Origin of the sequence: Aquabacterium sp. (assembly GCF_004297345.1) — a bacterium.
Taxonomy (GTDB): Bacteria; Pseudomonadota; Gammaproteobacteria; order Burkholderiales; family Burkholderiaceae_C; genus Aquabacterium.
Genome location: NZ_SCTN01000329.1, coordinates 1 through 11383, shown reverse-complemented (window position 1 = coordinate 11383; position 11383 = coordinate 1). Strand labels below are relative to the sequence as shown.

8 protein-coding genes are annotated in these 11383 nt (G+C 62.8%); 4 read left to right on the top strand and 4 right to left on the bottom strand.

What is annotated here, in order from left to right; translation table 11 throughout:
• Positions 1 to 10: 10 nt before the first annotated feature.
• Both EPO09_RS11805 and EPO09_RS11800 read right to left on the bottom strand, forming a co-directional pair.
• Positions 11 to 709: a hypothetical protein gene (locus tag EPO09_RS11805; protein WP_290643311.1), complete on the bottom strand. Its 699-nt coding sequence runs from the start codon at positions 707 to 709 to the stop codon at positions 11 to 13.
• A gap of 108 nt (positions 710 to 817) precedes the next feature.
• Positions 818 to 1693 (bottom strand): SDR family oxidoreductase, encoded by an 876-nt coding sequence (locus tag EPO09_RS11800; protein WP_290643309.1) that lies wholly within the window; start codon positions 1691 to 1693, stop codon positions 818 to 820.
• Between the two features lie 160 nt (positions 1694 to 1853).
• Here EPO09_RS11800 and EPO09_RS11795 point away from each other — a divergent pair, with 160 nt between their 5' ends.
• Positions 1854 to 3011 carry an acyl-CoA dehydrogenase family protein gene (locus tag EPO09_RS11795; RefSeq protein WP_290643308.1) on the top strand — a complete coding sequence of 386 codons (1158 nt, stop codon included), beginning with the start codon at positions 1854 to 1856 and terminating at the stop codon, positions 3009 to 3011.
• A 103-nt stretch (positions 3012 to 3114) separates the two neighbouring features.
• On the top strand, positions 3115 to 4977 hold the full coding sequence (locus EPO09_RS11790; RefSeq protein ID WP_290643305.1) for a phosphodiesterase: 1863 nt from the start codon (positions 3115 to 3117) through the stop codon (positions 4975 to 4977).
• Here the strand turns inward: EPO09_RS11790 and EPO09_RS11785 are convergent.
• A complete protein-coding gene (locus EPO09_RS11785; protein ID WP_290643303.1) occupies positions 4960 to 5856 on the bottom strand; it encodes a DMT family transporter in 897 nt (298 codons plus the stop codon). The genes EPO09_RS11790 and EPO09_RS11785 overlap by 18 nt on opposite strands.
• A 103-nt stretch (positions 5857 to 5959) precedes the next feature.
• Positions 5960 to 8275 carry an NADP-dependent malic enzyme gene (locus EPO09_RS11780; protein WP_290643301.1) on the bottom strand — a complete coding sequence of 772 codons (2316 nt, stop codon included), beginning with the start codon at positions 8273 to 8275 and terminating at the stop codon, positions 5960 to 5962.
• Positions 8276 to 8461: 186 nt separating this feature from the next.
• Here EPO09_RS11780 and EPO09_RS11775 point away from each other — a divergent pair, with 186 nt between their 5' ends.
• Positions 8462 to 10840 (top strand): EAL domain-containing protein, encoded by a 2379-nt coding sequence (locus EPO09_RS11775; protein ID WP_290643299.1) that lies wholly within the window; start codon positions 8462 to 8464, stop codon positions 10838 to 10840.
• Between the two features lie 154 nt (positions 10841 to 10994).
• Positions 10995 to 11383, top strand: a 389-nt coding sequence (locus EPO09_RS11770) for a polysaccharide biosynthesis/export family protein (protein ID WP_290643297.1), incomplete at its 3' end; no start/stop codon positions are given.

Here is an 11383-nt window from a genome sequence, read left to right as displayed (position 1 = left end):
CCCGTCGGTATCAGGGCGCCAGATGGCCTTCAGGCAGCACCATGGGTTTGCCTTTGCGGTAGTAGGCCGGCAGGTCGTTCATGGATTTGATCTGGTAGCGTGGTTGCTCGACTTGCTTGCGCAGCCCCTCCAACGTCACGAGCGGGGCCTTGGTCGACACCGCGTTGGCCAGCCAGTCCGGCACGAGCCCGCCCAGATCGATCTGGGTTTCGAATTCCACGCGTGTCCAGTTGCCCTTGAGTGGCACCAGCTTGAAGGTATTGTGCAGATAGGGCATGCGCACATGACCGTCTTGCTGCGGATAACCGATCACCTGATTGGAGTCGAGGACGATGCTGCCGTCTGCTTGCTGGCTGACGGCTGAGCGGAACATCACGTCGCGATCCGACGCGGGCCAGATGCCCTTGAAGCGTGCGTAGGTGTGGTCTGGCGGAAACTTGTCGGCCGGGCCGCTGCTTTTGCAGTGATAGACCCAGTTGTTGAGGCCGCTCGTGTCTGCCAGCACAGCCAGCACGGTCAAAGCCGACTGGTGAACCTCGGTCGTGCCTTTGAAGGCCTTGACGGTCATGCCGTCCACACTGCGCACCCAGGTGCCAACGTCCTCGCGGCTTTGGGGCTGGCGTACAGGCTCCCAGTCGCTGGCAGTCATCGCGGGGACACTGGCGCCCAGCAGGCACAGGGCAAGAATGGTCATGCGCAATGAGGCCATGGATGACTCCGCTGAACTTGATGATGGGAGGCCCAGGGTATCAAGCGGCGGGCGGGTTGATTTGCGCAGAAGCAAGATCAACCACGGCCAGATGGGGGTTTTGGCGACTTACAGGTTCTTCAGGACCTCTGGCACGATCGAGCGATGGAAGCCGTCGTAGCTGGGCGCGCCTGCATGGTTGGGTGTGGGCATGACGGGGCTGTGCAGTGGCGCGCCGCCATCAATGGCCACCGTGATGCCGGTGACGAAGGAGGCGCCAGGGCTCAGCAGGAAGCAGATCACCGAGCTGACCTCAGCTTCCAGGCCCATGCGCTTGGCGGGCAGGTTGTCTTTCAGCACGCGGATCATGGGCGCCATGGCCGGGCCGTAGCTGTCCATGCCGCTCGATGCAATCCAGCCAGGCGCCACGGCGTTGACGCGCACATGCGATGCCGCCCATTCGTAAGCCGCCGTCTTGGTCAGGTTGGCCATGCCCGAGCGCGCTGCACCAGAGTGCGCCATGCCGGGCATGCCGTTCCACATATCGGCCGTCATGTTCACAATGGCGCCGCCGTTCTTCATCATGGTCTGGTTGAAGACCTCGCGCATCATCAGGAAGCCGCCCGTTAGGTTGTTCGTGACCACGGCGTCGAAGCCTCGCTTGGAGATCATGTTCATGGGCGAGGGGAACTGGCCGCCGGCGTTGTTCACCAGGCCATGGATCTGGCCATGCTTGGCCACAATGGCGGCCACGGCGGTCTTGACCTGATCTTCGTCGCGGATGTCAAAGGCAAAGGAATCGGCCTTGCCGCCGTCTTCCGTGATCTCGGCCACCACGCGGGCCAGTTTCTCTTCATTGCGGCCCGTGATGACCACGGTGGCGCCCAGTGCCGCCAGTTCATGCGCCACGCAGCGCCCGATGCCGCTGCCCCCACCAGTGACCACATGGACCTGGCCGGTGAACAGACCGGATCGGAAGATGCTGTCGTAGTGTTGCGCGCTCATGGGTGTCGTCCTCGGAAATCGTGTTGGTGTGGAGATGAATGACGGTGACTGTACCGATGCTTTACGTTTGCGTCAATCGGTGGCCGTCTTGGTAAATTGATTGTAGTATTGGGCATGCAAACAAGGCCGCACCCGGTCGGCCGACACAGGAGACGCCAGCATGAGCAGCACAACCCCCTTCGTGACCTACTTCAACGAGACCCACGAGATGGCCCGCGCCACCGCGCGCCGCTTCGTCGAGCAGGAAATCAAGCCACATATCGCCGAGTGGGAAGAGGCTGGCAGCTTCCCGCGTGAGTTGTACAAGAAGGCGGGCGATCTGGGTATCCTGGGAATCGGCCATCCTGAGCACCTGGGCGGCAGCTATGCCGACGATGTCTTCATGAAACTGGCCGTCAGTGAAGAGCTGATGCGCAGCACCTCAGGCGGTCTGGTGGCCAGCCTGGGCTCGCTGGACATCGGCACGCCCCCCGTCTGGCGCGGCGCCTCGCCCGAAGTGCAGCAGCGTGTGGTGCCGGCGGTATTGGCTGGCGACAAGATCGCCGCCCTGGCCATCACCGAGCCCGGCGGTGGCTCTGACGTGGCCAACCTGAAGACGCGCGCCGTGCGCGATGGCGACCACTATGTCGTCAATGGATCCAAGACCTTCATCACGTCCGGCGTGCGTGCCGACTACTACACCGTGGCCGTGCGCACAGGCGGCGAAGGTTATGCGGGCGTGTCGCTGCTGCTGATCGAAAAGGGCACGCCGGGCTTCTCGGTGGGCCGCAATCTCAAGAAGATGGGCTGGTGGGCGTCTGATACGGCCGAGCTGTTCTTCGAGGATGTGCGCGTGCCCGTGGGCAACCTGATTGGCCCGGAGAACGCGGGCTTCATGCTGATCATGGCCAACTTCCAGGCCGAGCGTCTGGCGCTGGCCGTGATGGCCTACATGACGGCCCAGATGGCACTGGAGGCCTGCATGGACTACGTCAAGGACCGCATCACCTTCGGCAAGCCTTTGAGCAAGCACCAGGTGATCCGCCACAAGCTGGCCGAGATGGCCACCAAGGTGGACGTGGCCCGCGAGTATGCCTACCGCGTGGCGGCCCGCATGCAGGCCGGCAAGAGCGCCATCCAGGAGGTCTCCATGGCCAAGAACTTCGCGACCGATGTGGCCGATGAGGTGACGTATGAAGCCGTGCAGATCTTTGGCGGCATGGGCTATATGCGCGAGTCCGTGGTCGAGCGCCTCTACCGCGACAACCGCATCCTCTCGATCGGTGGTGGCACGCACGAGATCATGAACGAGATCATCTCCAAGCAGATGGGCTTGTGAGAGGTGGCCAGGCCTTGTCCGCAAAGGCCTGGGCTGTCACGAAACTGTCATTCAAGTCTCGAAGTGAGGGCTCCGATATGGCCGCATCACTTCGGGAGAAAACATGTCGGTATCGGCGCGAGCAAATGAGCATGCAACAGCAACTGAGGGCGGCGCCGAACCCCAGTTGATGACCGTGCAGGAGATCATGGCCTGCGGTTTGCTGACCACGCACTTTCAGCCCTTGGGCCGCTTGCGCGATGGCGAGGTCTTCGGGCACGAGGCCCTGGTGCGCGGCCCCAAGGGGCATGCGCTGGGTACGCCTGATGCGCTCTTTGCCGCGGCTCGCGAGCAGGGCGTCAACTTCGATCTGGAAGTGCATTGCGTCAAGCTGGCCTTGCAGAACTGGGCGCAGCAAGGCATGCGCGGCCGTTTGCTGGTCAACCTCAGCGCGAGTTCACTGGCCGCTTTGATGGCGCACCCGGTGGCGCACGGCATCCTGGGCCTCGTCAAGGATCTGCAACTGGTGACAAGCCGCCTGGTGGTTGAACTCACCGAGCACGAGCGCGTGGAAGACCTGCCCGGTTTGCAGCGTGCCATCGCGATCTTGCGTGAGTACAGCGTTCAGCTGGCGCTGGACGATTTTGGCGACGGGCGATCAAGCCTGCGCCTGTGGGCGGAGCTCAAGCCCGATTTCGTCAAGATCGACAAGTACTTTGCCAAGGACATTGCCGATCATCCGGACAAGGTTCAGACCATCACGGCACTCAAGCGCATTGCCGAAACCTTCGGGACGCAGATGGTGGCCGAAGGGCTGGAGACGCAGCAGGAGTTGCGTGTGCTGCGTGATCTGGGCATCGAGTTGGGGCAGGGCTATCTGCTGGGGCGCCCTCAAGCCGCCTTGTCTGATGTCTTGTTGCCTGCGGCCAGAGACGTCATCTGCAGCCGAGAGATATCCGTGTTGCCGAGCAAGACGCGCAGTGGACGCAGTGATTTCGCTGTCGGCGAGATCATGCAACGTGTGCAGCCTTTGCCGGCCGATGCGACGCATCAGGATGTGGCCAGCCGCTTTCAGGAAGACGAAACCCTCAAGGCCATGGCTGTGATCAAGGACGGCGTGGCCATGGGTCTGGTCAACCGGCAGAGCTTTTACAACCAGTATTCCAAGCCCTATTTCAAGGAGCTTTACGGCAAGCACTCGTGTCTGCTGTTCGCCAATACGCTGCCCCTGCAGTTGGAGTCGCATATTGGGCTGGACGAGTTGACTGAGGTGTTGACATCAGAGGACCAACGGTACCTGACCGAGGGCTTCATCATCACCAAAGATGGCCAGTACCTGGGGATGGGCACGGGTGAGCGTCTGGTGCGGGCCGTGACCGAACTGCGCATTGAGGCTGCCCGTCACGCCAATCCCTTGACCTTCCTGCCAGGCAACATCCCTTTGACCATGCACATCCATCGCCTGCTTCACAGCGGCGCCGAGTTCGTGGCCTGTTATGCCGATCTCAATCACTTCAAACCGTTCAATGATTACTACGGCTACTGGCGTGGTGACGAAATGATTCGCCTGCTGGCCAATACCTTGCAGGCCCATTGCGACGTGCGCCGAGACTTCATCGGGCATGTGGGCGGTGATGATTTCGTTGTGCTGTTTCAGAGCGAGGACTGGCTGGCGCGCATCGAGCGGGCTGTGGCCACCTTCAATGACAGGGCCTTGTCGCTCTATGACGAAATCGCCAGACAACAAGGCGGGATTGAGGCTGAAGACCGTGATGGCGTGATGCGCTTTTTCCCTTTGACTACCTTGTCTGCCGGCGTGATGCCCGTGCCTGCCGGTGTGTTCACCCGTGCCGAGATGGTGGCGTCTGCCGCTGCGGTGGCCAAGCACAAGGCCAAGCAGTTGCAGGCGGGTGTCTTTGTAGATGACTGTGTCGCGCAACGCGTGCAAGGCCCACAGGGCCAGCACGCCCTACTTCAAGCGAGCTGACAGAAAGGCGCCGCCTGATACCAGCACCAACCCTGCCACCAGCCAGCCCGTGAGCGGCTCACCCAGCAAGGGCACAGCGCCCAGGCCAGCCATCACGGGCACCAGGGCGACCAGCGCACCAGTGCGCTCGGCCCCCAGAATGGCCACTGCACGCAGGAACAGCAGCATGGCCACAATCGTGGGGCCCAGGCCCTGATACAGGCCCTGCAGCAAGAGCATGGACATGGGCACCTGGTCGACGCCCTTGGGCAGGAAGGCCAGGTAGATGGGCATGTAGACCAGGCAGGAGGCCAGCGCCACAAAGCGCGTGAGCAGCCAGGCGTCGACCACCCATTTCTTGACCAGCACGCTGTAGGTGGCCCAGGCCAGCGATCCGCCCAGCAGGAACAGATCGCCGCTCAGGGTGGAGGGCCCATCATGGGCGCCCAGCAGTTGAGGCGCTGCCACACAGCCCACGCCTGCGGCAATCGGGATCAGGCCCAGCAGGCGCAGGCGTGATGGCCTGGCGCCCATGAGCAACCAGGCCAGCGCTGTTACCAGAAACGGCTGCATGCCGGGCAACAGGATGCCGCCGTGCGCAGCCGGTGCGCGCTTGAAGCCCGCGTACACCAGGATCAGAAACAGCAAGCCACCGATCAGTGCCATGGCCCACATGCGCTGGTTGCGCCAGGTGCCCGCGGGCAGCTTCAAAGAGAAGGGCAGCAGGAACACGGAGGCCGTCCCCAGCCGCAAGGCGACGATGTCCCAGCCGGTGAGGGCGGTCTTGCCACCCAGGCGCGAGATCAGGATGAAGCCTGCCCAGATCACCACGGTGGCCAGTGCCGCCAGATAGCCTTGCAAGATGGTGCCGTTTGCTGGCGAGCGCGCGAGTGTGGTCATGGGCTCAGTCTAGCGGCGAAGGCAGAAACGAACAGGGCCACCTTGTGGTGGCCCTTGGTGGCATGGGTTCAATCTGACTGACAGCCAGACGCCATGGTTCGGATCAGCGTGCGTTGCCTTGCGCGCCTTGCGTGCCGTGCGCCACGGCCACTGCCGTCATGTTGACGATACGCCGTACGGTGGCCGAAGGCGTCAGGATGTGCGCAGGCGCTGCAGCACCCAGCAGGATGGGGCCCACGGTCACACCGTTGCCGCCGGTCATCTTCAGCACATTGAACAGGATGTTGGCGGCATCCAGGTTCGGGCAGATGAGGATGTTGGCCGCGCCTTGCAGCGTGCTGTCCGGCAGCAGCTTGCTGCGCACCGATTCGCTCAGGGCGGCGTCGCCCTGCATCTCGCCGTCAGCGGGGATGTGGGGCATGCGCTTGACGAAGATGTCGCGGGCTTCACGCATCTTGCGCGCCGAGGGGCGGCTGCTGGAGCCGAACATCGAGTGCGACAGGAAGGCCACGCGGGGGGGCAGGCCAAAGCGCTGGACTTCCTCGACGGCCATGGCGGCGATGTCCGCCAGTTGTTCAGCCGTGGGGTTCTCGTTGACAAAGGTGTCGGCGATGAACAGGTTGTGCTGGTCCAGGATCAGGGCATTGAGCGCTGCCAGGCCGTGGGCGCCGGGGCGGGCGCCGATCACTTCTTCGACTTGCGCCAGGTGCAGATCGTAGCGACCAATGACGCCGCAGATCATGCCGTCGGCATCGCCCAGTTTGAGCATCAGCGTGGCGATCAGCGAGTTCGAGCGGCGCACCACCACCTTGGCCAGCTCGGGCGTGATGCCGTCACGGGCGCGCAGCTTGTGATACGCGTCGTAGTACTGCTTGAAGCGCTCGTCCTTGGCGGGGTTGACGATCTCGCAGTTCACGCCGTCTTGCAGGCGCAGACCGGCGCGCTCGATGCGCGTGGCGATCACGTCCGGGCGGCCGATCAGAATGGGCTTGGCAATGCCTTCATCCACCGCGATCTGGGCGGCGCGCAGCACGCGATCGTCTTCACCCTCGGCGTAGGCGATGCGCTTGGGGTTGGCCTTGGCACCCAGGAACAGCGGGCGCATGAACAAGCCCGTGTTGCTCACGAATTGCGACAGCGAATCTCGGTAGGCCTTCAGATCGGCGATCGGGCGCTTGGCCACGCCAGAGGCAGCCGCCGCTTCGGCCACAGCCGGCGCGATGCGCAGGATCAGGCGCGAGTCAAATGGCGTGGGGATCAGGTAATCCGGGCCGAAGCGCAGTTCGCGGCCTGGGTAGGCGGCGGCCACTTCGTCGGAGATCTCGGCCTTGGCCAGGTCGGCGATCTGGCGCACGCAGGCCAGCTTCATTTCGTCCGTGATCTTGGTGGCGCCGCAATCGAGCGCGCCACGGAAGATATACGGGAAGCACAGGACGTTGTTGACCTGGTTGGGGTAGTCCGAGCGGCCGGTCGCGATGATGCAGTCAGGGCGCACGGCCTTGGCGATCTCGGGGCGGATTTCAGGCTCGGGGTTGGCCAGCGCCAGGATGATGGGGCTGGGAGCCATGGTCTTGACCATGTCGGCGCTCAAAGTGCCTGCTGCCGAGCAACCCAGGAACACGTCGGCGCCATTGACGGCATCCGCCAGCGTGCGGCCATTGGTGTTCTGGGCGTAGCGGCGCTTGGATTCGTCCAGCTTGTCGGTGCGGTCGGTGTGGATCAGGCCCTTGGAGTCGCACACGAACACGTTTTCGCGCTTGATGCCCAGGCCAACCATCACGTCCAGACAGGCAATGGCTGCGGCGCCAGCGCCAGATACGGCCACCTTGACCTGGCCAATGTCCTTGCCCACCAGTTCCAGGCCGTTCAACAGCGCAGCGCTGGAGATGATGGCCGTGCCGTGCTGGTCGTCATGGAACACGGGGATGTTCATGCGGGCGCTGAGTTGCTTCTCGATATAGAAGCACTCCGGCGCCTTGATGTCTTCCAGGTTGATGCCGCCGAGCGTGGGCTCCAGGGCGGCGATCATGTCGATCAGCTTGTCCGGATCGCGTTCGGCCAGTTCGATGTCGAACACATCGACGCCGGCAAACTTCTTGAACAGGCAACCCTTGCCCTCCATCACCGGCTTGGACGCCAGCGGGCCGATGTCACCCAGGCCCAGCACGGCCGTGCCGTTGGTGATCACGCCCACCAGGTTGCCGCGCGAGGTGTACTCGGCGGCCATGTCCGGGTTCTGCTCGATGGCCAGGCAGGGGTAAGCCACACCGGGTGAATAAGCCAGAGACAGGTCGCGCTGGTTGGACAGCGGCTTCGTTGGCACCACAGCGATCTTGCCCCGATTGGGCAGGCGGTGGTATTCGTTGGCAGCGTCACGCAGAGCCTGTTCGGCATCTGACAAAGGTTTGTCGGCACTCATTGTTGGCTTTTTCACTCAGCAAGGGCGGAGATGTTAAGGCAAATGGCGACTCAAATTCCCGTGTCGGGCGTGCCTTATGCCGCTTCAAACCCGCGAACAGGGCGTCTGATTTCGTCTGGCGATATCAAGTTTCAGAGGGAAATGCCGATTCCGTCAGGGTTATCCACATAGGATTGAACGGTGGGGATGTCTCCTTCCAAAACAACTCGGGCACACACGTGGCAGCAGCGGTTTGATGAACGGCTCAATGAGGTCTCGCCTCAAGAGTCCATCGACGGGCCGCAAGCCTCCTATTTCCGTGGGCGTCAGGTTCAGGCCTTGATGCGGCTGTTGCCACTCATCATGACGGGCAACGCCATCAACACGCTGGTGATCTGCTGGGTCTTTTGGGGCAAGATCAACAGCATTGGCCTGGCGTTGTGGTGCATTTTCGTGATCGCGGCACTACCGATTGCCGCCGTCTGGTGGCGCATGTTGATCACCAACGGCGCGCGTGTGCTGGCCCAAAAAACGGCGCAGTACGTCATCGTCGGGCACGTGATCTTTTTTGCCGCGCTTTGGTCGATCTTGCCGCTGGTCGTGTTTCCGAGTGCCGATCACAATGGCGCGATGCTGGTGGCCACCGTGGTTGTTGGCACCATTTGCGGCGGGGCGTTCATGCTCAGCCCCATGGTGCCTGCGGCCATGGCTTATGTGATCACCATGTGCCTGACCTCGGTGGTGGGGCTGCTGCAATCCAATTACGCGACCAGTCAGGCCCTGATGATCGCCCTGTTGGTCTACATGGTCATCATGACCGGGGTCAGCATCACCAACGGCCGTGTGTTCATGGGTAGCCTGCGCGCCGAAGCTGAAACTGAGCGGCAAAAGCAACTCATCGATCTGCTGCTGCGCGATTTTGAAGAGCACGCCTCTGACTGGTTGTGGGAAATCTCGCCCACGGGCCATCTGCGGCACGTTTCTGCGCGCCTGGCGCACGCTTTTGGCATGCCCACCAAGGCGTTGCTGCAGCGCTCTTTCATCGAATTGCTGTCGGGCATGTTGCCGCCGGATGACGAGGAGGCCAATGCGGCCCTGGCGCAATTGACCACCTGCATCCGGATGGGGCAACCCTTTCGTGATCTGGAGATTGCCGTGGAGATCGGGCACGAGATCCAGTGCTGGTCGCTGACCGCCAAGCCTTTGCTGGATGAGGCCGGGCGCTCGGCAGGCTGGCGCGGCGTGGGCTCGGACGTCACCCACACGCGCCGTACGCGCGATGAGCTGGCGCGCCTGGCCAATTTCGACGCGCTCACGGGGCTGGCCAATCGCCATCGCTTCAGCTCTGAATTGAGCAAGCTCGCTGCCGATCCTCAGACGCCTGGACGCCCCTGTTCGCTGCTGTTTCTGGATCTGGATAACTTCAAGAACATCAATGACTCGCTGGGCCATGGCGTGGGCGATCAGCTTTTGCGCCGCGTTGGTGCCAGACTGAAGTCTTGCGTGGCCGACGGCGATTTGCTGGCGCGCCTGGGTGGTGACGAATTCGCCTTGCTGAGCTGGCGCTACGCCACCCACGACGAAGCGGCGGCCCTGGCTGAGCGCTTGGTGGTGTTGCTGTCCGAGCCGTGTCAGTTGGATGACGCCATGGTGGAAGTGCGCGCCAGCATGGGGGTGGCCCTGGCACCTCGCGACGGCAAGGATCCACAGTCGTTGCTGCAATGTGCCGATCTGGCGCTGTACGCAGCAAAGGCCGCCGGGCGCAACACCTATCGCTTCTTTGATCAGCAGATGGCGGAAAGCGCCCGGGCCCGCGTGCGCCTGCAGCACGAATTGGGGCAGGCGCTCAACGCCCACCAGTTCACGCTGTTCTTCCAGCCTCAGATGCGGCTGGACACGGGCGAGATCATCGGCTTCGAAGCCCTGGTGCGCTGGCAGCATTCCGAGCGCGGGCTGATCGGGCCGGGCGAGTTCATCCCGGTGGCCGAAGAGACGGGCCAGATCGTCCCCCTGGGCAACTGGGTGTTGCGTGAGGCCTGTCGTGTGGCGGCCAAGTGGCCGGGCGATTTGCGTGTGGCGGTCAACCTGTCGGCAGTGCAGTTCCGCAGCTCAGCTGTGATTGATCTGGTCGATGAGGCCCTGGCGGAAAGCGGGCTGGATCCCGAGCGGCTGGAAGTCGAGATCACCGAATCAGCCCTGATCGAGGACCACGACGGGGCGCAATCCACGCTGATGGCTCTGCGCAGCCGCGGCGTGCGGGTGGCCATGGACGATTTCGGCACCGGCTACTCCTCGCTGGCCTACCTGCGCAGCTTCCCGATGGACAAGCTCAAGATCGACGGCATGTTCGTGCGCTCGCTCGACAGCGATCAGGATGCTCAGGCGGTGGTCACGGCCATCATCAGCCTGGCGCGTGCCTTGCGCCTGGAAACCACGGCAGAGGGGATCGAGACCCCCGAGCAGCTCGTGATGTTGCGCGCCCTGGGGTGCGACGATGTGCAGGGTTACCTGATCGCGCGCCCCATGCCGGGCAGCGAGGTCCGGGCCTACCTGGAGAAGACCACCCTGGCCATGGCCGAGCACTGAGGCCTGAGATGCAGGGCTTTCCTGGGGGCATTCGGTGGAACCTATTGCCTCAGACCGGATCTAGACAACCTTTGTTGCACTCTCCTGAGGCCTGCATCGGTTTGTCATGCCCGGGTGATACATTGCATCATCATTTTTCAGAGGACCTTTGCATATGAAGTGGATGCGTGACATGGCTCGGTGGTTGCTGGCCACCATGCTGCTGGTGTTCGGTCTGGGGGCACACGCTGCCGGCCAGAACGATTACGTTCTGGGCGCGGGCGACCAGATCCGGATCTTTGTCTACCAGAACCAGGATCTGCAACTGGATGCCCGCATCAACGAAAGCGGCACCATTTCGTATCCTTTGCTGGGTGTAGTGAAGCTCGGTGGACTGGCCGTGTCCGATGCCGAAAAGAAGATCGCCGCCGGTCTGCGGGATGGCAACTTCCTGAAGCAGCCTCAAGTGTCCATCCTGGTCATGGACATGAAGGCCAATATGGTGTCGGTGCTGGGACAGGTCAACCGCCCCGGTCGCTTCGCGCTGGGCGCAGGCGCTGGCGG

Coding starts and splice junctions, on each gene's coding strand:
- EPO09_RS11790 (WP_290643305.1), top strand. CDS start 3,115: ATGTCGGTATCGGCGCGAGCAAATGAGCATGCAACAGCAACTGAGGGC.
- EPO09_RS11775 (WP_290643299.1), top strand. CDS start 8,462: ATGTCTCCTTCCAAAACAACTCGGGCACACACGTGGCAGCAGCGGTTT.
- EPO09_RS11805 (WP_290643311.1), bottom strand. CDS start 709: ATGGCCTCATTGCGCATGACCATTCTTGCCCTGTGCCTGCTGGGCGCC.
- EPO09_RS11795 (WP_290643308.1), top strand. CDS start 1,854: ATGAGCAGCACAACCCCCTTCGTGACCTACTTCAACGAGACCCACGAG.
- EPO09_RS11785 (WP_290643303.1), bottom strand. CDS start 5,856: ATGACCACACTCGCGCGCTCGCCAGCAAACGGCACCATCTTGCAAGGC.
- EPO09_RS11800 (WP_290643309.1), bottom strand. CDS start 1,693: ATGAGCGCGCAACACTACGACAGCATCTTCCGATCCGGTCTGTTCACC.
- EPO09_RS11780 (WP_290643301.1), bottom strand. CDS start 8,275: ATGAGTGCCGACAAACCTTTGTCAGATGCCGAACAGGCTCTGCGTGAC.